We start from the raw sequence: 26,927 nt of genomic DNA, 5'->3' as shown, positions 1-26,927 counted from the left end.
ATCTAGGATTCACCTACATCATAGTTAAAAACATTTGTCTTGTTTCATCCGAATCATCTTTATTAAATATCTTGATAAATTGTTGATAGTTACTTAGCTTATCTTCAGGAATAGGAATTAGTTGTCTACTCTCTTCTGTTTCACTTTGATAAAGCCCCCACTGACTTAACAAATTGAATAATTCATCCGCAATACGTATATCTCGCTCACGAATTTCATCTAAGCCCCAATCATCATGAGAATTGGATAATTCACGCAATATACCGACTCTTGATTGATTGTAAATTTCTTTTTTCTTTGTAAAATAACCGTTACTTGCAGTGATATTCAGCTTTTTCTCGAATGGTATTTTATTTCCTATATGTTCTACTAGACTTCTTACTTCTTTATCTGATGTAGTAGGAAAATAAGTCGGTTGCCATTTTTGAGGGAAGATGTGCTCGATCTCCCATTTTTCGGGCAATAGATCTTCCTGATGTTGATAGGAAATCATCTTCAGTATCATGCGTACTGTATTACGATGGGCATCTTTTATTTTTTCCTTTAATTCTTTTTCATCTATCGGAGTAAAGTCAAACTTAGGTTTAGGTGATTTGACAATTTCCGCATTCAAATTCAAGATCCCTCTTTTTACTGCGTTAATTGTCGGAGTTACAATGTATCTAGCTGACAATGTTGCCAATAAACGACGAAGAAATGCTAAAAAATCATCCTCAAATTCAACACTTTTATGATAATGCAAATAATAAGTCACGACTGGATATTTCCAAAATTCATTAGGATAGGAAGTTAAACAATCAAGCACTTGCTTAATCTCTTTATTTTCTGACCACGGTTGACCATCGAGTGAATTTCTATTATTTACTACAATCCATAAATTAAGTATTGTATTCAGATTAGTTAATACATCATCGGAATATAATCGTTCAAAATTATTTTTTGAGTAATATTTCCTTACTCCAGGTGTTGTAGTATTACGATCATTCTCCAATGCTCTCAAATAAAACATATAATAATAAAATAGTTTTTGAATACTTTCATTAGCATTAGTAGCCTCTTCATCCAGTTGCTGCCACTTTTCTATGAAATCATTTTTCCCTTCAACATCCAAATGATTATAAATTTTTGCTTTGAAGATATCTGCGTCTGATAACGCAAGTCCTCGATCATTCAATGTGGAGAAAATAGTCAGTGCTGTATCCTGAGTATCCGCAGTGATTGGTAATAAAATAGCCTTATTCAATATATTACTAATAAACCGATAAAATGACAGTGGTTCATTTGTTGCATAATCATTTAATAAGTGTTGGATCAAGATATAATTTTTTGAATAATTACTTTTTGATTTAACATCAGCTTGACCCCTTACTAGGATATTGGCAAATTCTTCATTGCCTTCGTCCCCCATTACCTTAGACCTGATCAAAATTTTATCTAACTTAACCTCGCCAGTTAGATCATCTTGTTCCCATAAGGCAGGTTCAATTTGACTCTTCAAGAATACTGCTTCTTTCTCACTACTATTTTCTAATTTACCATAGATCGCTCTAAGTAATAAAAATAGCGTAGTTATCCGTTGCTGACCATCAATGATTTCTTGTTCTTGTTGTTCATTTTCATAAGCCACGATACTCCCCAAAAAATAAGTACTCTCGTTATTATTGGCAGTGTACTCTGCTAAGTCATCAAACAACACTTGAATTTGTTCGTCAGTCCAAGCATATGGACGTTGATATTCTGGAATAACAAATTTTTTGAGTTTTCCTGTTTCAAGAAATTGCCTCACACTTTGTTTGTTCACTTCGATTGTCGTTGTCATAATTCAAACCTCCGAAACGGCACTATTTTTAGGTATATATCTATTTACTTTATTCTAACATAGCTGATATAACCGAATGACTTTTTTAATAGATAACAGATTTTATAATATTTTACTTTGCGATCCTCACTTATGATACGGAGCTGGGTATCATAAATAAATGATATTAAAAAACTAGAACAAATTAATTAACTTCCATGAAATCTAAATAATAGACCTATCACCATCGAGGATAAAATGATACTAGGTCTATTATATTCATTCAAAATCTATTCTTTGAATTGATTCTCTTATCATTTCGATTTTAGCGACAATCCTTTTTTGTTCTTTTAAAGGAGGAAGAGGAACATTAATTGTTCTAACCGTTTGAGAGTTTATAGCTTTGAAAGTGGTTCCTGTCGATAAAGATAACAAATAACTTTTTTGTGTTTGTAAATAATTATATAAAAATAACAATTCTATGCCATTTCCAGGCACAAAGGCTGCTAAGCCTCTACCAATCACAATTTTTCGGTCTATAAGGTTCACATCACCTACTGGAGCCCTTACAGACATTATTATTGCTGGCGGATTAATAACTTTATTAGGTGACGTAGTATAAACCCCAGACTGCTCTACATACATAGAACTAAAAAAAGTTTTTCCCTGATGAAATTCAAATCCATTTCCCTCATTGTTTACATTTGAACTTTTAGGAGCTTGTCCCATAGTTATAGTACTAATATCTCTAATACTTACCCATTCCCAACTATCAGGAATTTCATAGGGAATTTCTTCTTTACTAATTTCAGGTAATGCCTTTTCTTTCTTGATTTTTTTATCCTTTATTAACTGTTCTTTTTCTTCTTTTATTTTATCAAGCAATACTGATGCTGGTTCATCTGTTGGATCTTGCGGAACAAGCTTTCCATGCATTGCTAAATCGAGTATTTTTTCCCGTAGTGCTTTTGTGTTAATCATTCCACTACATCTCCTAAAATTTCTTGTAACTTCGCAACTGATTCAGAAATAGCAACTGATTTTTGATCCATTAAATCTAAGAGTTCTGAAACAGAATAATCAGGACCTTCTTTTTCTTCTTCCATCCAGAAAATATCTAAGCTAGTATTTGCACGTTTTTCTACTTCTTCAATCGAGTATTTGCGCCAACGTCCATTAGGATTATCTGCACTATATGTTTCTTTACGTTTCGAAAAGTCGTCTATTTGATAACATTCAATAAATTCTTCAAAATCTTTTTCGCTCAGAGGATTACGTTTCCCAAATGATCGCATATTACTGCGCATATCATAGATCCATGTTTCTTTCGTATTGTCTTTTTCTGTCGCACCACGTGTAAAGAATAGCACGTTTGTTTGTACTCCTGGAGCGTAGAAGATGCCAGTGGGCAAGCGTAAAATAGTATGCAAATTACATTTATTTAATAAATCTTTACGAATTGACTCACCTATACCATCAGCAAATAACACATTGTCTGGCACAACAACTGCTGCCCGAGCTTTTCCATTTGTCTTCAGCGAATTATATATTGTTTGTAAAAAATTCAATTGTTTATTAGAGGTTTCATACGTTAAATCATCTCTTGTAGCACGTTCACCGCCTTTTTTTGTCCCAAATGGTGGATTAGTCAACACAACATCAAAATCTTTCATCCACTTTCCATTCGAAGATAAAGAATCCCCTTGATCTAAACGTCCTTCAATATCATGTAAAAGTGCATTCATTAAAGCTAGTCTATGGGTATTTTGTACCAGTTCCATACCGGATAAGGCTTCTGTTTTTTGGAACTTAAATTGTTCTGGACTCAAATCAAAAAAGTCATCATATTTTTCTTTTAGATAATGGTCAGCAGCAATCATAAATCCAAAAGTTCCAGCTGCCGGATCATTTAATCGCTCACCAAGTTCTGGATGCATTAATTTCACCATTACATCAATCAACACTCGAGGTGTAAAATATTGTCCAGCACCTGATTTGGTTTCATTGGCATTTTTCTCCAATAATCCTTCATACAAATCACCTAGACCTTCTTGTTTTGCTGAATACCAGTCTAGTTTATCAATATCCTTAATAATCTTTTCTAAATTAGCTGGCTCATCAATATGAGTCGCTGCATCTGCATAAATCATATTTAACCGATTGTCCTTAGTAACCTTAGAATTACCTAAATCTAATAACAATTGTTTGTAAAAAGTTTTTAGTTCAATCCCTTCTTTGCTCGTTAAATCATCCCAACGGTACCCATTAGGAATAACATCTTCTGTATTTTGTTCTTTCATCATTTTTAAAAATAGTAGATAGGTTAATTCAGTTACATAATTTTGATAACTGATTCCATCATCACGTAAAACATTTGCCATATTCCAAAGTTTGGCAACAATTTCTGTATTTGTCATTATTTTCCTCCTGAATATCCTAAAAAATATACAAATTCAACAGACCCATTATAACAAAAAGAGTCATCTAATTGATGACTCTAAGAAAATTAAGCATATAAATTTTCATTAATCGTTTCTACGATCGAATTGGTTTGATCACCAAACACAGCTTTCATTCGTTTGTATCCTCCGTTTTGTTGAAAAACTCCCGCATCATCAAAAGCAGTTTGAGCATCCGGTCCTAAGACAGGTTGCTGTAACAGTTGTTCTTCAATTCGCTTCAACCATTTTTCTTGCATCGGTGTCCAATCAGCTGCTCCATAAACTTTATGCATTGCATTTTTGATTCTAGCCTCGTGATCAACTAATGGACTGCCTAATGCCGCTTGTCGAATAAAGCTAATAATATCTGCAGCAATATATTCATTCTTTGCATTTTTCCAGGCGGTTTGTAAAGAGGTTTCATCATAGCGTTTTTCTCTGAGTTTTAACTCAATTGTACGCAAATCCTCTCTTGTTAGGTCTTTAGGACGATTAACCACAATTTGTAGTGCAGGTATCAAATTGATGTTTTCACGAACAAATGTATTAAAGCTATTTAAATAGTCACTCGGCTTTTCATTTCCTTCACCATATCCTCGTTCCACAAACAATAACTCATCCGGCGCTTCTGAAATATACATTGTTTGCTCACTTGTCTTATACTCTGCCATTCGCTGAATATTTTCTGATTGCATCTCAAGTTCTTTTTTGCTCATCATTTTAATACTTTGTAACCATTGATCAAGAGATTCAACATGATTCAACTCACTGATTTCCACTTTGGCTTTTTCTGATAAACATTGTTTTCTTCGTTGTAACTTGGCAATTAACTCTGCTTTATAGAAACCAAATGCTTCATCATTTTCCGCATTAATAGTTGCATCATAGATATCCATAGCCGCTTGATTTGGTTTAGCTACTAAAGGCTTCATATCAGTAATCTCTTGTAATGTATCATACAAATGTACCGCATCATAGACTTTAAAAGAGGTTTTCCCAATGTCTGGACATAAACGAGTTGCGCGCCCCAACATTTGATCGTACAAAATTCGTGACCGAACTCTTCGTAAAAATACTAAGTTACTAATTTCCGGCACATCAATTCCTGTTGTCAATAGATCAACTGTCACAACAATTTTGGGATATTTTTCGTTTTTGAATCGTTTAATCTCTTTATTAGGATGTCGAATATAACCTGTAATTTTCACGATTGCATCATCATCGACAGGAATACCAATTTTTTCATAAGCTTCTTTCAGCAAACGTACAACCATATCTGCATGACTATCGTTAGCCGCAAAAATTAATGTTTTCCCATTTTCTTCCGGATCTATATGTTCAGCTAAACTAGATAGAATCACTCTGTTAAAAGATTCTGTAATAACTTTTTTATTAAAAGCCGTCACATCAAAATTTAGTTCATCTTCCAACAAGGCTTTATCAATATTTTGTGTTTCTGGATCCCATAAAGTAACTTCTTGTCCTTCATTGAATCTTATTCCATTTTTTGAAAGCTCTGTTTCAAATTTATATGGAGGGTCATGATCTACTAAATAACCATCAACCACAGCGTCCGTATAAGTATACGTGTAAATTGGCTTCCCAAATATTTCAGTAGTATGAAGTGCTGGAGTAGCTGTTAAACCTAAAACAGATGCATCAAAGTAGTCAATAACTCTACGATATTGACTGATATATTCTTTTTCATTGAAATAAGTAATTTCTTCTTCAGATATGGTTTTATCTTCAGTATAACCTCGGTGTGCCTCATCAACAACAATAAAATCATAAGTACCAACTGACGGAATATTTTCTCCTTCCTCTTGATAAAACAAGCGCCGTACCATTCCTTGAACTGTTGCGATTTGAATTTTTGTAGTATCTTCAGGTTTAATATCAGAAACTTCTTTAACATCGTAAATATCGGATAATGATAGATTCTCAACTTTTGTATCTTTTAATGCATCTGCTACTTGTTTTCCAAGAGAGGTACGGTCTACTAAAAATAGAATTCGTCGTACTCGCTTTGATTTAATCAATCGATACATTAAAGACAATGCCGTTCTTGTTTTACCAGTTCCTGTCGCCATAGCTAACAACATTCGACGTTGATCACTTTCGATAGCTTTTTCAACTGCTTGAACAGCTTCGATCTGATAATAACGATTAGCAAAATCTGGATATTGCTTATCTTCACTTAACTCCTTATTCGCTGTAATTTCATCAACTTCAAGTTTTTTTCTTAAATCTTCTGGCGAATGCCAGCTCTCTAAAGCATAAGATGCTTTTTTCGGAGTTCTAGCATCCCAAAACCAAATACCTGATTTTTCAGCTAATTGTTTTAAGTAAGGACGTCCATTTGTTGAATAAACAAAGGGTGTTTTATACCCCGATTGTTCATTTACTAAATTAATTCCAGCTAATACTTGCACATCACGGGCGTATTCTTTGGACTGTACTAAGTCTCCTGCAATATCTTTTCCATAAGGCTTTGCTTCAACGATTCCCACCAACGTCAATCCGTCAAATAAAGCATAATCTGCATATCCAGTCCCACATTTCCACTCAGCAATTGCCATTTTTCTATTTTTTTCAGGCATTGTTTTTTTACATTTGTAATTTAACTCATCTGTATTAGCTTCCCATCCTGCATTCCTAAGCTGTTCATCAATTAAAATGCGGGTTTGTTTTTCATTCGGTGGATAATTTTGCGCATATTTTCTAGAACGATATCGTCGCGCATTTCTATTCTCTTTATCGTCTTCAACTGGATAAATCACCACTTTTTCAAGTTGCTCTTTAAATCTTTTTTCTTGTTCTTGAAGTTGCTGTTCAAGTATACGAATTCTTTCGGCTTGTTCTTTTTCATTATCAATTGGAACACTAAACTTAGGTGAATTAAAATCGTATGAAACATAGACTTCCATAAACCAACAACTTATATAAAATGCCATCTGTAACATGTCGATTGCTTCACTAGTAGTTCCATAACTTCCATCATGAGCCGCTTTGTTTCCAGTCTTTCGAATCATGTGAAAAACATTCACCAACTCGTCAGGCAAAACATCTTTATTTTGCAAAGTATTTAATTTCTCAACTTGACTTTTTAGCCCCCAAGGATCAATACCCTCTAATTTAAAAATTGCATCCGTCATTTTTTCAGCTAGTGATCTTATCTTAACAATCGCAGCATTCGGATCACGATAAACGCTCTGTTCTGCACTTTCTCCTAGATTTTTAAATAGTTCCCATTCAACTGTAAAATATGAAAAATTTGTTTTCAACAACTACACCTCCACAAAAAAATTTTAATTATCTTGATACAATAATAGTTTCAAGTCTGAATATTGTATTCTATAAGGAAAGAAATTTTTAATTAATGATGATATCACTTGAATAAAACGTGTATCAAACAACTATCATTTGCTTTTTTTAGAACCAAACCCCTTCATCAGAAGTTTTTATGTTTAAATTACTAATTGTTACTCTATTCAAGAAAGTAACATTTGATAGGAAAGATTTTTAATGCTCATCCACTTTCTTGTTATTCAGTGAGTTTAAAAACTTCTTTTTCTTTATAAGCATAGTTTTCTTTATTTTAGCATATCAATTCATTAAGAAAAGATAAAAAAAGATTTATTTGTTATCTTTTGAGTTACGCACCTCCCTAACTACTCCTCTAACGATTTCAAATCGCTAGAGAAGCGTTAGCGTCCCTCTCACGTTGTTTGATATAACCTAGACTAGATCGTTAACGTAAAAGGCGTCTTTAACACAAAAATAGCCGTATCCTTTGTTTTGGATACGGCTATTTGATATTGCTCATTCAATTGTTGTACCACGGCAGGCGTGAATTTCATCGTAATTTCCAATATCTCCTTCTGGTTAGGATCAAAGGTGATTTTCTCAATAAAGGTACGATACAAGGCTTTGACTTGCTTCTTCTCACTCTGGGCAAGAAAGCGATCCAAACTAGTCAATATCCGTTGGACATCTTTGACTTGAATCGGCTCTCCTTGTTGTTGAAAGATCCCTAAGATTTCATTCTCTCGAATGTGTAACTGTCTTCGTTTTTCAGTCAATTCGTCTAAGCGGTCTTTTAATATCGGAAACAGCTCGGGACTATCTTCTAAAGCAGCTTCCCATTTTTCTATTTTAGTCTTCAATTCTTCCTTTCGTTCCAGTAACACCACGAGTTCTTGTTCCAATGGTTGACTTTGTCGCACCATTTCCTCATTTAACATTGCCACCAATCGGGGAAGAACCTCTGGTAGCTGAACGATTTCCTTTAATCGTTCGGCGACAAACGTTTCCGCTTGTTCGGCACGAATCGAATTGGCATGACACACACTTGCTCCCTTATTTCGAAAAACTGAACAAGAATAATATCGAATCCGTTTCTTTGTGCCATCTTTTAGGATATTTGTGACATTACTCGCTGCCATCGGTGCCCCACATTCTGGACAACGTAACAACCCCGTCAATACATTTTCTCCTGTATGGTTCCATTTGGGCTGTTTTCCTTCTAACGCAAGGCGTTCTTGTACTTTTTGATAATCTTCTTCCGAAATAATCGGCTCATGGGTTCCTTTCACTAAAATCGGTTTCGGATTTTTTCCCTTCCGTCGTTTGGTTTCCCAATTGATATAGCGCGCATATTCTAAATACCCTGCATAAATTTTATTGCGTAAGATATCTTTGACTGCCGTAGTAGAAAAAGCATTCTTTTTGACTGTTTTATATCCTTGTCGATTCAAAAAATTGGCAATCGCTCGATACCCTTCTCCATCTAAATATTTTGCATAAATCAGACGAACAATTTTCGCCTCTTCTGGTTCAATGACCAATTGTTTTTGACCATTCGCGTCAATACCACTGACATAGCCTAAACGTCGACCTCCTGCATAACGCTTTTTATCTTTCACTAAGCTTTGCATTGACATTTGAACATTCTCCGCAATTTGGTTGCGTTCAAATTCACCGAAACTACCAAGAAGTTGTAACATCAGTTTTCCTGTCGAAGTAGTCACGTCAAATTGTTCCGAAATCGAATGTAATCCCACATCATATCGCAATAATTCTTCGACAGTTTGTAAGACATCTAACATATTGCGTCCAAGACGGGTCAATTTCCAAATCACTAGTAGATCAAAACGATGGTTTCGAGCATCGTTCATCATTCGTTGATAGGCGAACCGATTCTTCGTTGATTTCCCACTGATTCCTTCATCGGCATAAACTTCTACCACTTCATAGCCCATCCGTTCGGCAAACTGTCGCCCGTTTTGTTCTTGTGCTTGAATACTATGCCCATCTATAGCTTGTTCTTGGGTACTCACCCGAATATATAATGCAACTCGTTTGGTTTGTATCGTTTCCATAGATCATTCGTTCCCTTCTAAAATATTTTGTGTCAGTTGCCGGAAGTAAATCCCACAGACTGTTTTATCCTTTGTTACCTCAATCCGACAAACATGGTCACATAACAATTGTCGACTAGAGAGGTCTTTCAGTTGAAGCCATTCTTTCACTTTTGCTTCACACTGTTGGAGTGAAAGAAACGAAGAAGTAGACATCGGCTTTTGAAGAGCTTGCAGTTGTTGCTTAAGTTCTTCTAGTGAACAATTGCCCTCTTCAAATGCCTTGAGCCATTGTGCTTCTTGTTTCTTTTGTTGGATTACTTTGTGTTTGTCATCTTTTCGCTTTTCGGCTAACTGTTGCGTCACTTGGGCAATCAAAGCCTGATAGACGCCTTCGTGTTGAAAAAAAGCCTGGATCTTTTCCAATACTTCTGACTCAACCCTTTCTGCCCGAAGAAAGATTCCTTGGCAGTTTCGGTCGGTACAATGATAATAATGAAGTGTCTTCGTCTTCTTTGTATTCCATTGATACTTCGAACTCAGATGACGACCACAGAAGGGACACTTAATTTTTTGACGTAATAAGTACGGATACGTATCTTTTTTAGTCGTACGTCTGGATTGTCGAATATCTTGGGCTTGTTGAAAGATTGTTTTCGAGAGAATCGGTTCAAAGGTTCCTAGATACTTTCCAAAAGAACCCCCTTTCACTTCGCCATAATACAATGGATTTTTTAGGATACTATAAATGTGATAGGGCTGAAAAGAACGTTCATGGAAAAAGAGCTTTTGTTGCGTCAATCGTTGACAAAGCTTTTTGTAGCCATATTTTTTAGTCAAATAAAGTTGAAAGATATGGCGGACAACTTTTGCTTCGTGTGCTTCTTGTTGGATTTTCCCATTCACTAAACGATACCCATATGGAACAGCAGAAGATAGATATTGCCGTTGTTGCTTTTTATAGGCAAGTCCGGCACGAACATTCTCAATAATGACGTTTCGCTGTTGTTCTGCAAAAGTGAACAATAATTGCACAAATAGTTTATTCGTTGACGCGTGCGAGAAAGAAGCAGGAAGAGGTTCAGAAATCGAATAAACTTGAACTTGATGTTGCTGGCATAACTCAATAAATTCTAAGGCTATTTTGGCTTGACGTGCCAATCGATCATAACGCCAGACATAGATCACCCCCTCTTCTTCTGACGCACACACCCAATCTTTAAGTTGTTGGAAAGCTGGACGATCCGCTTTTCCCCCTGATTCTCCTTTGTCTGAAAATCGTTGGGGAAATTGTTCATATTTCTCTAAAATATACTCTTTCACTGCATCATATTGAGCGTCATTACTGATTTTCGCTTCTTCATAAACAGACGTTCGATCATAACAAGCCACACGCATGTTTGAATCCTCATCTCTATGAAGGAACTAAATTCCATTTTTTTACGACTCTCCGATTGAACGAACGACGTACAAAGTGATTTTCTAAATACCCTTCGTTCTTTAACGCTTGAAGAGTACCCCCGATAGAACCAGCAGATACACCTCTCTTTTTGAAAGACAAGTAAATGGGTTGTGTAAAAAAGGATTGATTGGAAAAATGTTCTTGAATATACAGAAGAACCTCTGCTTTTAGTGTCATTTTATTTTTAGTCATTAGAATTTTCCTTTCTTTCATGTTTGATTGAATGAAGTAAATGAAGCATAGATCAAGCTTCATTTACTTCCGTTTGAGTTTGCTCGCTATCATACAAATAAGTAATCAGTAGCTTTGAAATCGCAGCCAATAACTTTCCCTTGTCTATTTCCTATTACCAACTGAAAGAAAAACTTTGACTGTTCTTCTTTCGATTGAATTTAGTCTTCGATCGATCGCTTTTCGAGATCTTTTTCATGATGAAAATAAGAAATCATGTCTTTTGCAAGTTGAGATAAAAATTCTTCCATTATTTTTCCACCCCCATATCCTCATAAAAATGCGCAGGTCAATAGAAAAATACCCGTTTTCTGCTTTCATCAATTCTAAAACCAAAGAATTGAAATTTTCTTGTTCCATCAATTTTTTCCACTTTCCCTTATTAATGTCTTACAGTTCTTGTATTGACTGATTTAAGACAATTCCAGAGAGATAGGTTTTTCCATTACTTTTTTTAGTGGAAATAACAAAGCCTTCTGCTTCAAAAAGTTCGATCAACCCTTTGTTGAATGAACGAAGCGTTCCATATTGTCTAGCCGACCAATTCCTTTCCTTTAACATTTTTTGGAAAGTTTGAAAAAGGAGGTTACTCTCCACCTTTCTTGCTGGATTTTTCGATAAATAATGCGCCTTAAAATAAGACAAAGGATGTACGCATCCTAAAAACTGTTCTTTTGCCTCATGCATCAAATCAGATATAGTAAATTGATATCCGTTCTTAATTAATCGCTTCGCACCTTCTAAGGCAAAGTTTAAAATTCCAGACAGTTCAAGTGTCATTTTTTCTAGTAGAAAAGGATCTTGCTCTTCTGGACGAAACGTTCGAGGAAATGGGAGAATCAGTAATCTACGAGAAAATCCGTAAGAAGAATCCGTTATCAAAGGCAAATGATTCATTAAAAAAATGAACTTAGTAGGAAGTATACAAGTGATTTCTTTGATGCCTTTCCGATTTAACGTGATTGGCTCTCCCGCTGTAACAGCTTTTAAAGTAGCTGTTTCAAAGCTATTTACATCACTTTCTGTAGCTAAGTTGAGTAACTTATTGTGCATCACTTCCATTCCAAATCGACTTTGAAAAGCTGAAATTCCAGAAGAACTCGTATTACATTCGCCAACAAGCTTTGCTAAAAGAGCAAACAACAAAGATTTACCGTTAGCTCCCGATCCATATCCAATCAGAAAAGCATTCGCCTGATGGCTCGACAAAAGAACATAGCCGAACCATTCTTGAACAAACGCAATTGTTGATGGATCAGAATAGAAAACCTCATTAAGAAATTGAAGAAATCGAGCGCACTTCTTTTCAGAATCATACACAACCGTGCTAAAAAAATGAGCATAGTGATTGGATTGACTCTCAATAATCTCTCCAGTTCGCCTATCAAAAGTGCCATTTGTCAACACTAAATAATCATCAGAGAAAGTCTCAAGCATACAAAGTTTCCTTTTAATATGTTCACATGTATTTCTTTCGCGATACCATAAGTTTGTGTCATCTACGCTTTTTGTGACTTCATACACCAATCTTTGCAACCAGATTTCTCCTTTTGATTCCCATCTATGAGTCGTGTAATTATAGATATATACACCTTTGGTTGATTTCAACATGACCATATGTGTATATTCTATTATTAGATCTGCCACCGCCTCGTTAAACGCTTCCTCAGTCAAATTTCTGGGAATAGTTTCAATAAGATTAAAGAAAGCTTCCTTTCCTTCTTTGCCTTCTTCAATTTCTTGTAGTTTATTTGGATTTAAATACCTCTTAAAAATTTGTGTATTTTCCATTTCTTTTTTATCCACGACTCACTTCTCCTTCTTCATCTATTAATTCTTCCAAAAGTATTAATCCATGAAAATTACAGTAACAACGATCATTTCGACAAGTATCCATATATACAAGTAAAATTTCTTTACCAATTAGGAAATTTAAGTCAATGATATTTCCTTCTATATATCTGGAAATACTCGTTAAGAGTCGCTCATATTCAAACCGATTAAACAGATTAATTTCAAATACTCCTTGATTAGAATGTGTGCTTTTAAACATATTCAGTTGAATAGTGACGATTTCATTACTCGCTGCACTAATTTCTCTCACCATTCCATAAAAATGATAAGTTTCTCCTAACACTTGATTGACTGATACTTTAGTATTTTTCAACATATTCCTTCGCTCCTATCAAATATTTTATAGAGGTCTTTTCGACAATCTAATCTTATCGAACTTTAAAAGATTTGAATGCTTCCAAAAAGCTACTAAGTAACCGCTTTCTTAAGTTAAAATAAAAAAGATTCCAATTTACTTGGAATTAATTTTTGAAGATTAGGAGAATAACAGTATGAGCCTTAATATCAAATCGACCATGAATGCTTTTATTTATGATCAAAGAAAAAATGTAGGTGATTATGGCATTTATAATAATTGTTTTTATTTTAACTACAGAAATGATCTATTAATTAATAGAAAGTCTTTCTGGAATTTTTTGCCAAAGACAAGCTTAACAGAAGATCCTATAGATAAAAAAAATGTATACTTGAGAGAACTTTTTTGGTACGATATTAGTCAAATCGTACCAATTCTAGCCATCGACTCAATTTTAGATGCAGACATTTTAAAAAAATCCACTCATTTAAAAATTAATAATATAATTGAACAAACTACAAAAATTGATCCTAAATTGGAGTACACACGTCTATTAAAAATTGTCAATACGTACTCATTTCCCTCGTATTTGGATTATCCTAAATTTATTTTAGGGATGGTAAACGATAAGCTGAAAGCCACGTCTATTCAAACAAGCGAAAAAGAAAATATTGGTAAAAACTTGAAAGAGTTACATCCTTGGATCACTAAAATAAGCCAACAATCTTCAGCTAATAACAAAAACATAAAAAAACTTTCAAATAACCTGAATAAACTAATAGAATTTTTTACAAGTCAATCAAAAAATGACAATGTAGAAGAAATAATTAATCTAGTGGACGAAACAGAAAAATTATTATCAATTTCCTTAAACCATTTAGGAGATATTCATGAAAATGTTCTTGATATAATGATTTCTATTTTAGATGAAAATCCTAAAATGAAAAATATCTATAAAAAACTTTGTAATAAAAATAAGAAGAAGCCTGAACATCTAACTTTTTCTCAAATCCAAGATTTTCAAAATTTCTTATTTGAACAAAAACCTGTTCGTGACTCAATAATAGAAAAATATCGGATCGAACGTAGTTTCCATTTCAATCAGCTTTTTGCAATCATTACCGCTTCTAAAAGATTAAAAATCTATTTAAAAAATAAGAAAATATTGAAAGAACGAATTGATCTATCGGTTTATTTATTTATTGCTTTATGCAACAAAATTTTGATTGATTCTCCTCTCTTAACTTTTAATCAATTTTTATTTTTTGAATTAGCTGCTCAATTCATGGCATTTGATTATACCAGTGACGAATCTTTCTTCCAAAGTTGTTACTTAATATTTGAGAGTGTCTATTGGTTCTTACTAACATCTATAAATTTACAAAAAACTTTTATAAAAAGGTTCATGAATCAGTATTCCTTCGATAACGTCTCAAACAATATAGATGAAATCATGGCATATCTAAATACCTATGATTTTAAAAATAAATTTGTTCAAGGACGAACTGCTTCTTCTGCATTCTGTAAAAAAGACTTTGAACAAATTACTTTATCTGCTATGCCTTTAGATAAGTAAAAATAGAGTGTACAAGATTTCTATGATTTCTTGTACACTTTTTATATAGATAATTAAAACAAATAGACAAAAATAAGCCTCTTCTAGGTACCAAAGTACCTAAAGTGACAATTTTTATTTCACTTTAAAATTCATTTTCTATTTTTTTCAAAATATATCTTAGTCACTTTTAGTACTTCTAGTACAGTATTTGTTTTAAAATAATATATCATTCAAAAAAATGTTTGTGCTCTTTCAATTATCATTCTTATTATTACTTTTTTATGTATATTAGTTAAAAAAGTCGTTTAATACATTCATTCTCCTTCTCTATAAATAAAACTGATTCTTAAAAAGCTCCATAAGCTTTTTAAGAATCAGTTATTAATGGATAATGAATAACTCTAATAATTGAATCATTCTAAAAATTCGTCCCTAGGCAACTCTTATTTCAAATTAGGATATTTTTCTAATAAGTTCATCGCACTTTGTGCTAGTTGCGCATTAGTTGCATTACCTACGAAAGAATCAAGTATTTCTTCATCTGGAATTGAATTTAATACCTCTTCATTAAATCCTTGGTTCTGTTTTAATATTTCCCTAATCGCTTGTGCTCTTTCATTCAGATCTGGACTAGCTGGAGTAGTTGCGTCTTGTGTTGTCGTAGTTGTTACTTGTTGATTAGGTTCTCCCACCACTGGAGTTTGTGGAACATTTCCATTAACAATATCCACAAAACCTTGTTTTAATTGTTGATTTTGAGTTTCACTAAAGTACATGTAATTATTTTCATTACCTTGATTTTGTTGGGTAATGTAGATTTTTGGCTGATTATCTTTAAATCCAAAGAAATAAGTATGGCGAATCATATTACTAGATGTTTCCATATCAGAATACACTGCAACTAATTGAAATGCCACAGTCCCATTATTTTCACCTGTAGTAGACCATTGAATTGGCATTTGCGCATTATCAACTAAAAATTTCCATGATCCATCAATTACTGCATTTGGTAAAGGCGTACCATATTGACTTACTGGATTTGTATCACTGTAATTTTTATATGTCTGACCTAATGTCTTTCCCCATTGAATGACAAAAGTTTCTAATTTAGCGGATTTATTATGATCCCATAAAGTATTTTTGACTTCTTCAGTAGAAGATTCCGTGGTTGAACTTCTACTGGTGCTAGTTTCCAAAGATTGTTTCATTTCTGAAGTCGTTTGTTCAGTTGATTGTACCGTACTTTTCTTTGTTTCAATTGTTGTATCATTTCTCTTCTCATTAGATGTACAACCAGTCAATAGAACCCCCATCCCAATTAGAAATATTAGCCATTTTTTCATTTTACTTGCTCCCTTCCACTTCTCCCCCACGTATTTATTCTATCAAATAATCGATTGATCTTAATGATTTTTTAGTTAATTCTTTCCCAATGATGTCGATAACCAGTATGACATCTATCTCTTCCTTGAGGACTTTCAGATGGGTTAAAAATAGTAGAAATTTCCTTTCCACATCGTCTACAGCGATAAGTTCTCATTATTTTTGGGCTATTCGCATTATTTTTCTTAGTTAGAGCTATGAGACCTACTATTAGTCCAACTATGGATACGCCGACTGTCTTGATTACTTTTCCTTTATCTATATTCGGATGTGCAAGAATATATTTATATAACCAATATCCACCGTAAATTAAACCACCTAATAAAATCAGCTTAGCCATGTACTCGTCTCCTTTCTTTTTGTTTAATTACTTCTTGAATCCATCTTGCAGAGAAACCATAAGCCTCTGTCAATTGACGGATATCCACCGTTTTTTCCTGTTCTATCATGTTTCCGATTCTTTTTTTAACTAGCTCGCGATCGTACATTTTCATTGGAAAAGAAATCTGTTGCCCTCGAAAAGCAAGATAAAATTGATAGAGCAATTCTGAATCCAGTTCCATTTCCTCAAAAAAGTCATTCATACTTTTATAAGAGTTACTCAAACAAGCTTCATCAATCTCCATATACACACCTCCTGTTATTTTTTACATAATGAAAATAGCATATTACTGAGTGCATTGATAATTCATATAACGTGTATCAGCACATGTATTTTTAAAGCCAAAAAGCATGTTAAACTACTTATAGGTAACAAGAGAAAATAAAATATTATTTTTCTTGAAATAATAATTGACTATCCGCCAATTGCCATTCATTGCGAACATGAATACTTAATGGATGGGATAACTTGCCTTCTGCATTTATCAATACTTTGGTCATCTTCTTTTGTTTCGCACTCAATTGATTGTAAATGGTCTTTGCTTGTTCATAAGCCACTTGACTCGTTGTCGTAATCGAACCACAAGCAAAAATAATGGTGTTGATTTTCTTTTCTGTAAAAACGGTCGTTAATATTTCCAGAGATTGTTCATCATTGCCGCGAGGAAATACCCGAGGACTTTTCGCTTTTGTATACGAAAAAAGATTCACAGCAATAAAACCAGTAAATTCCAATTGTCGGATATTCTTTTCGATGAGCAACATACTCAAATCATTCGTAAATGGTTCTGTATCTGTTGGACGAATGGTAATGACTACCGCTAATTTTTCTTCCTCTTCTTTTCCTTTGATTGCCCATTGTCGTTTGAAAACATAGCGATGGGTATGATGAGGATCTCGCCAAACTTCTGTTTGTGTGGTCACTAATTCTTTTTCAATCATGTCTTTTCTCCTAAGCAAATTTTTCTTCGATTAACTCAATAATAATTGTGGTCGCAAGTGTCAATACCAATTTAAAATACTTCATATTCCTTCTCCCTTTTTCTTGAGAATTTGATGAATCACTGAGAGAATACTTCCTAAACATTCCGCAATAGTTCTCAAATAGTCTATTTTATTCATTCGTTCCTCCAATCTGACTCCAAACCAATCGTCCTTCTACCAGTAACCCACAAACAAATTCTCGCTGGCTGGTAATATCTGTAATGAAATAAACTACATAGTCTTTTCCATCTTCTGGTGCGCAATAAATATAAAGATGTGTCATCACTAAACGTGGTAGATGAACATCTTTAGGAAGCGTACCCATTTCAATTTCCTCTTTTTCCATCGTAACGGATTCATAGCCCCACTCTTCAGGAGTAGTGACTAGCTGTGCACACTTTTCCAGTACTTCGATAGCCGTTTCTAACAAGTCATTTCGCTCCTTTCTTTTAGATATCAGTATTCTTCTGGTAATAACATCGTTTGATACTCACCCGAATCAATGACCCATATTTTTTGAGACACTGATTTCAAACGAAGCTTAGGTGAAACCAGATACTCTTTTCTTGCTTCCGGTTCTTCTTGACGATGAACCAACTTTTGATTTCCTTTTTCTATCGAAAATTCAAAGATTTGAAGATAGTCTAAAGGAAGCTTCTTTTGAACGTTTTGATCGATTAAATTCCAACATAAAGTTTGTAATTCCACCGGCAAACTGTCCATTACTCCCTTTGTGACATAACGTTGTCCTTTATTTTGAAACATTTCTTTTCCCTCCTTTGCCATAAAAAAAAAGCCCAATCTTCTATAAAGAAGATTGGACTTCATGGATATAATATATATTTAAGATTGTATTTGTTGCACTTTTACTATCATATACCTTGTAGGAAACTAATCTACGATCAATTGCGCTAAAGGTAAAAATTATTACCACAACTTTTAAAGTTTATAAGCATCTATAAATAATAAATTAAAGTAACCTAACAGATAAAAAATTTAACTTTGAGTTGTTTAAATTTTATTTTTAGTATATTTTATTGGCAAAACGTATTGTTTCTCTCGAAAATAGAAAGCCATCTTCTGTTGTATTATACTCTTTATCATAATATGTGCTGGTTTTGTTATCCGTTACTTCTTTGATATCCTCTTGACTTAACGGAATACTCGCAAAGGGATTTAAAAAAAGGTATAACCCATCACTTATTGTTTCCTTATAGTTTTTTCCATTTTCAATATTTTCAATAGGTTCCATGCCATAAGAATTATATTTAACAGTTCTAAAAATCAATTTTTTTCTATTTGTCGTACAAGACATTCCTTCTAACTTTCCATAAGTAGCTGTATTACTATATAAAATTGCACTTATTTCTTTATATTTTGGATTTGTAAACAGACCTACTTCTATTTCAGCCCTGTTTTCCTTTTTTACTTTCTCTACAATTTCTTCGACAACCTCTCCATTATCATCATAAAATAATTTGTCTATACCATATAATGCCCTAATAATGGGAGCCATACTATATTTATAAAAATAAAAACTATCATAACTAGCCAACGCTAAAATAAATGGTTTTCCAGTAACATGGCTTAAGTTTTCATACCTATTTTTATATCTTTTGTGTTTACTCAAAATGGAATTGCAGATTCTTACCGTAGCGTCTAAACTAATATTCTTTATTTCAACTTCTGAAAGTTCTTTTTTCATGAATTTAAGTTTTTCTTCTTGATCCCATTCTGGCGGACGATTTACTGCATTATTTGCTATAGTAGCTTCGATTGTATATTTTGTTTTTTTATCCCTGTCAACTACAATGAAATCCGGAGCTTCCCGACTAAAATCAATGTTCAAAAATTTTTCTTGTAAAACTGCATTCAAATATAATTCCCAAAATGATGAATTAAATGTAGTTTGAAACTCCTTAACAAATTTTCCATCCCTATCTTGAAACCCTTTTGCCCACTCATTCAATACTCGTCTCAAATATTTATTTTTCTTTAAATGAACAAAATTGTGATGTAATTTAGCTTCTTCTACTATTGGTGTAAAAAGATCCATATATCTTGCTCCTTCTTAAGAATAAATTGTACCTTTTATTCTACATGTAATCAGCCCAATTTACTTTATCTTTCATTTCTGTACATAATTATATAGATGGTAATAAAAAAGCATCTTTTGTATAGCACTCAAATCCCCTAAAATATATTAAAAACCCCCTTTGTCTACTAAGAAATAGAGTTAAACTATTCAGCTATATGAAAAATATGAGGGTATAAATCTCCAATAAATTTTTCATGTTTTATTTTTTTTTATAGAATTAGCTCTTGTGGCTTGATAGCTTTAACTAAAACATTAACGTGAGAATTTCACTAATAATTTTTTCTCTTAAAAAATATCATTATTTGTGGTATGGAGCCCCCGTATTAATCCGAAACGCACGATAAATTTGCTCAACGAGGATCAGGCGCATTAGTTGATGCGGATAGGTCATTTTGCCGAAGGAGATTTGGGCATTGCTGCGTTGCATGACGTCGTCGCTTAATCCTAGTGACCCGCCGATGACAAAGACGAGCTGACTTTTTCCTTGGATGCCTAATTGGTCGATTTGTTTGGCAAAGGCTTCGCTTGTAGGATTTTCTCCTTGGATTGCTAGTGCGTAGACATATTCATGATCTTTGATTTTTGAAAGAATGCGTTCGCCTTCTTTTTCTTTGACTTGACGCATTTGGGCATCGCTTAGATTTTCTGGTGCTTTTTCGTCAGGGACTTCGACTAGTTCGATTTTCCCATAAGCTTTAAGTCGCTTGACGTATTCATTGATTCCTTGGATCAAATATTTCTCTTTTAATTTTCCAACTGAAATGATTTTTATATTCATAATCTTTTCTTTCCCTCGTTCTTTCCTATCGAATGCTACCTTCTTATTATAATAGAGGATGCTTATTCAACAAAGAGATTTAAAAAAGTTTTCCCACATACTTATGCACATCTTCCACAGGTTTATCCACAGCATTTGAGCTTTTTAGTGCTTATTTCGTAAGTATTTCTTAAGCAAACATATGTTTCGCACAGATTTTTCCACTTTTTCCCCAAGCTGTTGATAACTTTATTCATTACTTATTCGCATTTTTTACAATTAGTTTTCCACATTCTCTGTGTATAACTATCTATTTTATTTTTTCATATGGAAACAATCATTTTTCCTAAAGTTTTTCATAAAAAGTTCACAGTCTGGAAGTAGACTAAATTTAGCAAATAAGTCTATACTTAACTTATCAAGAAAATAATAAATGGAGGCAGATCACATGGACAGAAGAGATGTGACACCAAAAATGAAAAAAAGAAAATCTAATGGCATTTGGCGTAAGCTAGGTCTTGGCGTAGTTGGCGGCGTGATTGGAGGATTACTGACTTTCGGTATTTTTTATGCAGCGACTGGGGGCGGAAATTCAGTAACAACTTCTTCTAGCGGGACACAAAATGCATCAGGCGAAACCGTTGTAGAAAATGTGAAAGTCAATGTAGATTCAGATATCACTTCCGCAGTGGATAAAGTACAAGGGGCAGTTGTTTCTGTCATCAATTTACAAAAACAAAGTTCATCATCTGATCCGTTTGGCTCACTATTTGGTCAACAACAAGGAAGTGGTGACGAAGACGGTGAATTGCAAGCTTATAGTGAAGGTAGCGGCGTGATCTATAAAAAAGAAGGCGATTCTGCTTATATCGTAACGAATAATCATGTGGTCGATGGACAACAGGGATTAGAAGTTTTATTAAAAGATGGTACAAAAGTGAAAGCTGAATTAGTCGGTACAGATGCTTATACTGATTTAGCAGTTTTAAAAATCAGTGCAGACAAGGTAGACACTGTTGCTTCATTTGGCGACTCTGCTTCATTGAAAGTCGGCGAACCAGCAATTGCGATTGGTTCTCCTCTAGGTTCTCAATACGCGAACTCCGTAACATCAGGAATCGTTTCTTCCTTGAATCGTCAAGTAACAAGTACAAATGAATCTAATGAAACGGTGAATATCAATGCGATCCAAACAGATGCAGCCATCAACCCTGGGAACTCTGGTGGTCCACTAGTCAACATTGAAGGTCAAGTGATCGGTATCAATTCAAGTAAAATTGCATCGACTTCTGATTCTTCAAGTGTCAGCGTTGAAGGAATGGGCTTTGCTATCCCAAGTAATGATGTCGTAAACATCATCAACCAACTTGAAAAAGATGGAAAAGTGACGCGTCCTGCGCTAGGTATCACTATGACTGATCTTTCAGCAGTCTCTACACAACAACAGGAACAAATCTTGAAATTACCTTCTTCCGTAACAAACGGCGTGATCATCCGCTCTGTTCAACCAGCAACTCCTGCGGAAAAAGCTGGCTTAGAACAATATGATGTTATCACTAAAATCGATGATACAGAAGTTTCTTCTGGTGTTGAATTACAATCTGTGCTTTATGGTAAAAAAGTCGGTGACTCTGTGAAGATCACTTATTACCGTGGAGAAGAAGAAAAAACAGTAAACATCGAATTGACGATCGATAATACCGCATTGAATCAAGGAAATTCAAATAATTCAAACAGCTCAAATAATTAAGAAAAAAAGACAAGTACCTCAAATTTGATGAGGTACTTGTCTTTTTCTATACCTATTAGATTTTAAATGCTTCACCAACAACAGCATCTTCTGGTAATACCAAAATGCCTTTTTTTTCTGGTGCATTAGGGACATGCAGTTCCTTTGCAGAACAAATCATTCCGTCACTTTTGACTCCTCTTAACTCGCCAGGCCAAATCATCATACCGTCTGGCATCATCGCACCTGGTTTGGCAACGACTACTTTTTGGCCTGCTTCAATATTCGGTGCGCCACAAACGATTTGTAAAACTTCCCCACCATCTACTTCTGTTTCAGTCACTGATAAATGATCTGAATCTGGATGAGGTTCACAAGTTTTGACATAGCCGACAACGATTTTCGGTTGATTGTCTTTTTCAAGTGTTTCTTCAAAGCCGGCTTCCTTGATCAAACGATTCAGTTCAGCTAGTTGTTCTTCTGAGATCGTTACTTGGCCATTCCCTTCAATTGATAGGTGATCTGAGATATGGAAAAAGTTCCATGCAACGATTTGTCCAGATTCATCCTTGATTTGCGCAACATTCCATTTACGTGTAACGGTGTTTTCCGTCCCTTTATCGTCGGCTACGATCACCATTAATGTGTCGCCCACATGTGCGCGATTATAAGCAAAAATCATTTTGTTTCCTCCAATATCATTTGTTGAAGTTGTTTTTATTCATGGCAACTGAGTACCTCGCTCTGTGTAAAAAACTACGTAGTCCAGTGCCAAACTCTCTTGCTTTATCTTAACAAAAAAAGGCAGTTCTTGCATGATAAATTCTCTTAGAAAGTCTTTCAACAAATTAAGGAAAGAACTCCTCACAAAAAAGACAAGAAAAGATGAGATTTTTCGTTTCCTTGTCTTTTTATGTTTGATGTTTTATCTCTTCATTGAATGGCTCAGGCTTCTCTTGGTTCTGAAACGACTAAAACATCGCATGGTGCTTGGCGAATCACGTAACTTGCCACACTACCTGTCATAAACCGTTCAACCGCATTCAACCCTGATTGGCCGATCATGATCAAATCGATTTGGTATTTCTTCGGCAGTTTCACTGCCATGGATTCTCTGACGGAACCATAAGCAACAACGCCTTCAATTTTCTGATAATCAACAGATTTCCCGTAATTTTTGCATTCATCAATCAATTGTCTTGCTGTTTCAGTCTGTTGATCGATCAAGGATTGGTCAATAGGCGTATATCCCATAAACTGATAAAATTGTTGGTCGATTACATTTGTCACGTATACTGTTCCTTCGTTTCTACGAGCGACCTCGACGGCCTTTTTGAATGCAGCAAAGGCTTGCTCGCTTCCGTCGATCCCAACCAATATTTTCTTATATGCTTGTTCCATTTTCGCCACTCCTCTCGTTTCTACCTACTGAATCACTTTGGTTAAGAATTCTTCGATCTCTTCTTTCGTTTTACGATCTTTGTTGACAAGGCGTCCTAATTCTTTGCCATCTTTGATGACAATAAAACTTGGAATACCGAAAATATTCCATTCTGCTGCTAAATCGATGTACGCATCTCGATCCATTTCTACAAACGTCCACTCTGAAAAGCGACGCTCGATTTCTGGCATTTGTGGTTTGATGAAGCGACAATCGCCACACCAATCAGCAGTAAAGAAAAAGATATGATTGCCTTTGTTAACATAACCTGCTACTTCCTCAAGACTTTTAGGAATAATCATTTGATCACACTTCTTTCTTATTCTATGTTCTACTTAAATTATACACCTTTACAAAAAACTGACCAAACTATATCTAAAAAATAAAAAACGAGTAAAAGCGGCTAGCCTTTACTCGTTGATTGATTATTTTCCGTAAACGATCGTATTTACTGTTGATTTATCTAAACCTTTCAATGTTTGGATCAACATTTCTCTCGCTGCTTCAAAGTCACGGATACTAAACATTGTCTGATGTGTATGGATGTAACGTCCGACTACACCAATAACCGTACTTGGGATTCCTTCATTTTGTGTATGCGCTGCACCTGCGTCGGTACCGCCTTTTGATACGAAGTATTGATAAGGAATATTGTTTGTTTCAGCGATATCCAATAGGTATTCACGTAAACGTGGCAACATGATCAATCCTGGATCTTGGATACGCATCAATGTGCCTTCCCCTAGGTGACCAAATGTTCCTTTTTTCGTCACAGTATCATCCGCAGCTGAGCAGTCTACAGCAAAGAATAGATCTGGTTTGAATTTGTTCACTGAAGCTTTTGAGCCGCGTAAGCCCACTTCTTCTTGGACGTTAGCACCGGCGATCAATGTATGACCTAATGTTTCTTTTTCTAATGCTTCTAATGCTTCCAAGACCATCGTACAACCGTAGCGGTTATCCCATGACTTACTGATGATGTTTTTACCATTCGCTGTTTTGATTGTTTCTGCAAAAGGAACGATCGTATCTCCTGGCAACACACCAAAACTCATTGCTTCTTCTTTTGATTCAAAGCCAGCATCAAATAAGATATCTGTCACTTCAACTGCTTTTTGTCCGCTTGTACCACGCAATAAATGTGGTGGCACTGAAGAAGAAATACATGGGTAATTTTTACCCGCTGATGTTTTTAATGTAAAGCGTTGGGCAGAGACCACATAAGGGTTCCAACCGCCTAATGGAACGACTTTGAACAAGCCATTGTCTTGGATCTGTGTCAACATAAAGCCAACTTCGTCCATGTGGGCAGCAACCATGACGCGAGGGGCATCTGCCTCTTGGTGATGGCGTAATCCAAAGATCCCACCTAATCCATCCAATTGTAATTCATCAACTAGTGGCTCCATGTGCTGTTCCATGTAAGCACGGATATCTTGTTCAAATCCGCTAGTTCCTTGTAATTCGGTCAATTCTTTGATACGTTGAAATGTTTTGTTATCCATAATAATGATCGTCTAAAATTTAGACTTGTCTCCCTTCAATCTCAGCTTTGATTTGTCTCAAAAAAAACTGGACAAATCTATCGTGATTATTATACCGTATTTTATTTAAAAACGGTTATTTATTTCAAAGAAAATCCGAGAGTGTGGTAAAATAAAACCAAAGAAACTTGTGAATATGTAAAGGAGGGATTAGCAGCATGTATGAAGAAAGTGAACAGGCCTATTTTAAAGGTGGATTAGCTGTCGGAATTGGTCTTGGATTATTAAGTGGCGTAGCAACTGCATTGTGGTATAACCGCAATAAAACATTGTCCGCTGATGAAGTCTTAGCTACCATCAAAGAAGCATTTTTAGATGAAGGATCGATTGAAGGCTCTTGGATCTCCTTTGAAAAAGAACCGACACGCAAATTCGCGATCCATTCCAAAGCCTATCGTGGTGGGATCTCTCGTATAGAAGATGGGGAAGTCGTCTACTATGAATTTTTAGCAGATGCTTATACTGGTACTGTTTTAGATATATCTAGAAAAAAAGGAACGGATGCTTGATGTCATTCTTTCTAAAAGATTCTCTTAGAAATAGGTTTTCCTATGGATAAGAGCTTCTTTTTTTGCGTAAAAACTGGTATAAACGTTCATGATAGGTTATGCTTAGTGTGAACTTTTTCAAATTACTTAGGAGAGTGAAACATGGTCCAACAAGAAAAAATTGCTATCTTGATTCCTTGTTATAATGAGGAAGCAACAATTTCAAACGTCATATCCGATTTTAGAAAAGAACTACCAGAAGCTGATATATATGTTTACGATAATAATTCTACAGATGCAACCTACGAACTTGCTGTAAAAGGCGGAGCAATCGTCAAAAAAGAACCGCGTCAAGGAAAAGGGAATGTTATAAGACAAATGTTTTTTGACATCGATGCTGATTATTATTTGATGGTGGACGGAGATGATACTTATCCAGCCGAAGCCGTACATGGACTTTTAGAAAAACTACGTTCTGGCGAAGCTGATATGGTTATTGGCGACCGTCTTTCTAATGGCACTTATTTTGAAGAAAATAAACGTGCATTCCATGATTTTGGCAATAATTTAGTCAAAAATACGATCACTCGCTTATACAAAACAGAAATACGAGACGTCATGACTGGCTATCGCGGATTTAACCGTATTTTTGTCAAAAGTTTTCCGATCATGAGCGCTGGCTTCCAAATCGAAACAGAATTGACCATTCATGCCTTAGATAAAAAATTCAAATTAGTTGAACTTCCTATTGATTACCGTGATCGTCCAGAAGGTAGTGAATCAAAATTGAATACATTTTCAGATGGTTTTAAAGTCATCATGATGATCATCAAAATGTGCAAAGATTATAAACCAATCTTATTTTTCAATATCTGGACAGTCGTATTCTTTTTAGCCGGCCTGTTCACTGGCATTCCTGTGATTCGAGAGTTTATGCTGACGAGCTTTATCACTAAAGTCCCTTCAGCCATCCTAAGTACTGGATTCATGATACTCGCGTTACTCTCATTAGTAACAGGAATGATTTTAGATACAGTTGTAACAAATGCAAAAAAAGAGTATGAACTGAACTTATATCATGTTTATAATGAGTACCAGCAAAATAGAAAAGCAAGATAGGAGG

25 protein-coding genes are annotated in these 26,927 nt (G+C 34.7%); 4 read left to right on the top strand and 21 right to left on the bottom strand.

What is annotated here, in order from left to right; translation table 11 throughout:
* Positions 1-13: 13 nt before the first annotated feature.
* From IGL24_RS01495 to IGL24_RS01455, 9 genes are all read right to left on the bottom strand, one after another.
* A complete protein-coding gene (locus tag IGL24_RS01495) occupies positions 14-1,819 on the bottom strand; it encodes a DUF262 domain-containing protein (protein WP_207700328.1) in 1,806 nt (601 codons plus the stop codon).
* Positions 1,820-2,077: 258 nt separating this feature from the next.
* Positions 2,078-2,779, bottom strand: a complete 702-nt coding sequence (locus tag IGL24_RS01490; protein WP_429966273.1) for a restriction endonuclease subunit S — start codon at positions 2,777-2,779, stop codon at positions 2,078-2,080.
* On the bottom strand, positions 2,776-4,215 hold the full coding sequence (locus IGL24_RS01485; RefSeq protein ID WP_207700326.1) for an N-6 DNA methylase: 1,440 nt from the start codon (positions 4,213-4,215) through the stop codon (positions 2,776-2,778). Before IGL24_RS01485 ends, IGL24_RS01490 begins: the two co-directional genes overlap by 4 nt.
* An 89-nt stretch (positions 4,216-4,304) precedes the next feature.
* Positions 4,305-7,523, bottom strand: a complete 3,219-nt coding sequence (gene hsdR / locus IGL24_RS01480) for a type I restriction-modification system endonuclease (protein WP_242699807.1) — start codon at positions 7,521-7,523, stop codon at positions 4,305-4,307.
* 459 nt (positions 7,524-7,982) lie between these two features.
* Positions 7,983-9,620 carry a recombinase family protein gene (locus tag IGL24_RS01475; RefSeq protein WP_207700324.1) on the bottom strand — a complete coding sequence of 546 codons (1,638 nt, stop codon included), beginning with the start codon at positions 9,618-9,620 and terminating at the stop codon, positions 7,983-7,985.
* Between the two features lie 3 nt (positions 9,621-9,623).
* Entirely contained in the window at positions 9,624-10,997 is a 1,374-nt protein-coding gene (locus IGL24_RS01470) for a recombinase family protein (RefSeq protein WP_207700323.1), read from the bottom strand.
* 16 nt (positions 10,998-11,013) lie between these two features.
* On the bottom strand, positions 11,014-11,253 hold the full coding sequence (locus tag IGL24_RS01465; protein WP_207700322.1) for a hypothetical protein: 240 nt from the start codon (positions 11,251-11,253) through the stop codon (positions 11,014-11,016).
* 429 nt (positions 11,254-11,682) lie between these two features.
* On the bottom strand, positions 11,683-13,098 hold the full coding sequence (locus IGL24_RS01460; protein ID WP_207700321.1) for a phage/plasmid primase, P4 family: 1,416 nt from the start codon (positions 13,096-13,098) through the stop codon (positions 11,683-11,685).
* Complete coding sequence (locus tag IGL24_RS01455) at positions 13,091-13,462, bottom strand: hypothetical protein (protein WP_207700320.1); 372 nt, start codon at positions 13,460-13,462, stop codon at positions 13,091-13,093. Before IGL24_RS01455 ends, IGL24_RS01460 begins: the two co-directional genes overlap by 8 nt.
* Before the next feature lie 175 nt (positions 13,463-13,637).
* On the opposite strand from IGL24_RS01455, the gene IGL24_RS01450 reads away from it, so the two are divergent.
* Positions 13,638-15,017 carry a hypothetical protein gene (locus IGL24_RS01450; protein WP_429966272.1) on the top strand — a complete coding sequence of 460 codons (1,380 nt, stop codon included), beginning with the start codon at positions 13,638-13,640 and terminating at the stop codon, positions 15,015-15,017.
* Between the two features lie 425 nt (positions 15,018-15,442).
* Here IGL24_RS01450 and IGL24_RS01445 read toward each other — a convergent pair whose 3' ends face one another.
* From IGL24_RS01445 to rlmH, 8 genes are all read right to left on the bottom strand, one after another.
* A complete protein-coding gene (locus tag IGL24_RS01445) occupies positions 15,443-16,342 on the bottom strand; it encodes a DUF4767 domain-containing protein (RefSeq protein ID WP_207700418.1) in 900 nt (299 codons plus the stop codon).
* 71 nt (positions 16,343-16,413) lie between these two features.
* Positions 16,414-16,722 carry a hypothetical protein gene (locus IGL24_RS01440; protein ID WP_207700419.1) on the bottom strand — a complete coding sequence of 103 codons (309 nt, stop codon included), beginning with the start codon at positions 16,720-16,722 and terminating at the stop codon, positions 16,414-16,416.
* The gene (locus IGL24_RS01435; protein WP_207700420.1) at positions 16,715-17,008 is read right to left on the bottom strand and encodes a Mor transcription activator family protein; all 294 of its coding nucleotides are present in this window, start codon (positions 17,006-17,008) and stop codon (positions 16,715-16,717) included. The genes IGL24_RS01440 and IGL24_RS01435 overlap by 8 nt, the downstream gene beginning before the upstream one ends.
* A 145-nt stretch (positions 17,009-17,153) precedes the next feature.
* Positions 17,154-17,705 (bottom strand): DUF1643 domain-containing protein, encoded by a 552-nt coding sequence (locus IGL24_RS01430; protein WP_207700421.1) that lies wholly within the window; start codon positions 17,703-17,705, stop codon positions 17,154-17,156.
* Positions 17,706-17,877: 172 nt separating this feature from the next.
* Entirely contained in the window at positions 17,878-18,177 is a 300-nt protein-coding gene (locus IGL24_RS01425) for a 4'-phosphopantetheinyl transferase (RefSeq protein WP_081156528.1), read from the bottom strand.
* Between the two features lie 26 nt (positions 18,178-18,203).
* Positions 18,204-18,512 (bottom strand): DUF960 domain-containing protein, encoded by a 309-nt coding sequence (locus IGL24_RS01420; protein WP_113827825.1) that lies wholly within the window; start codon positions 18,510-18,512, stop codon positions 18,204-18,206.
* 259 nt (positions 18,513-18,771) lie between these two features.
* The gene (locus IGL24_RS01415; protein ID WP_207700422.1) at positions 18,772-19,803 is read right to left on the bottom strand and encodes a hypothetical protein; all 1,032 of its coding nucleotides are present in this window, start codon (positions 19,801-19,803) and stop codon (positions 18,772-18,774) included.
* A 340-nt stretch (positions 19,804-20,143) separates the two neighbouring features.
* Complete coding sequence (gene rlmH, locus IGL24_RS01410) at positions 20,144-20,623, bottom strand: 23S rRNA (pseudouridine(1915)-N(3))-methyltransferase RlmH (protein WP_206856814.1); 480 nt, start codon at positions 20,621-20,623, stop codon at positions 20,144-20,146.
* Positions 20,624-21,050: 427 nt separating this feature from the next.
* Between rlmH and IGL24_RS01405 the strand changes: the two genes are divergently transcribed.
* Positions 21,051-22,352: a S1C family serine protease gene (locus IGL24_RS01405; RefSeq protein ID WP_207114906.1), complete on the top strand. Its 1,302-nt coding sequence runs from the start codon at positions 21,051-21,053 to the stop codon at positions 22,350-22,352.
* A 55-nt stretch (positions 22,353-22,407) separates the two neighbouring features.
* Here the strand turns inward: IGL24_RS01405 and ytpR are convergent, their stop codons facing one another.
* The 4 genes from ytpR to pepA form a co-directional block, all read right to left on the bottom strand.
* Positions 22,408-23,013 (bottom strand): YtpR family tRNA-binding protein, encoded by a 606-nt coding sequence (gene ytpR, locus IGL24_RS01400; protein ID WP_207700252.1) that lies wholly within the window; start codon positions 23,011-23,013, stop codon positions 22,408-22,410.
* Between the two features lie 263 nt (positions 23,014-23,276).
* On the bottom strand, positions 23,277-23,732 hold the full coding sequence (locus IGL24_RS01395; RefSeq protein ID WP_206856819.1) for a universal stress protein: 456 nt from the start codon (positions 23,730-23,732) through the stop codon (positions 23,277-23,279).
* Positions 23,733-23,756: 24 nt separating this feature from the next.
* Positions 23,757-24,095: a thioredoxin family protein gene (locus IGL24_RS01390; protein ID WP_347564941.1), complete on the bottom strand. Its 339-nt coding sequence runs from the start codon at positions 24,093-24,095 to the stop codon at positions 23,757-23,759.
* A gap of 102 nt (positions 24,096-24,197) precedes the next feature.
* Entirely contained in the window at positions 24,198-25,277 is a 1,080-nt protein-coding gene (gene pepA, locus IGL24_RS01385) for a glutamyl aminopeptidase (RefSeq protein WP_207700250.1), read from the bottom strand.
* A gap of 197 nt (positions 25,278-25,474) precedes the next feature.
* Here pepA and IGL24_RS01380 point away from each other — a divergent pair, with 197 nt between their 5' ends.
* Both IGL24_RS01380 and IGL24_RS01375 read left to right on the top strand, forming a co-directional pair.
* The gene (locus IGL24_RS01380; RefSeq protein ID WP_206856830.1) at positions 25,475-25,825 is read left to right on the top strand and encodes a PepSY domain-containing protein; all 351 of its coding nucleotides are present in this window, start codon (positions 25,475-25,477) and stop codon (positions 25,823-25,825) included.
* Positions 25,826-25,966: 141 nt separating this feature from the next.
* On the top strand, positions 25,967-26,923 hold the full coding sequence (locus tag IGL24_RS01375; RefSeq protein WP_207700249.1) for a glycosyltransferase family 2 protein: 957 nt from the start codon (positions 25,967-25,969) through the stop codon (positions 26,921-26,923).
* The last annotated feature ends 4 nt before the right edge of the window (positions 26,924-26,927 follow it).

Source organism: Enterococcus sp. DIV2371 (assembly GCF_050498525.1).
In the GTDB taxonomy this organism is placed as follows: Bacteria; Bacillota; Bacilli; order Lactobacillales; family Enterococcaceae; genus Enterococcus_B; species Enterococcus_B mangumiae.
Note: the sequence above shows the minus strand (reverse complement) of the source record. Positions and strands in the feature narration are given on the sequence as shown.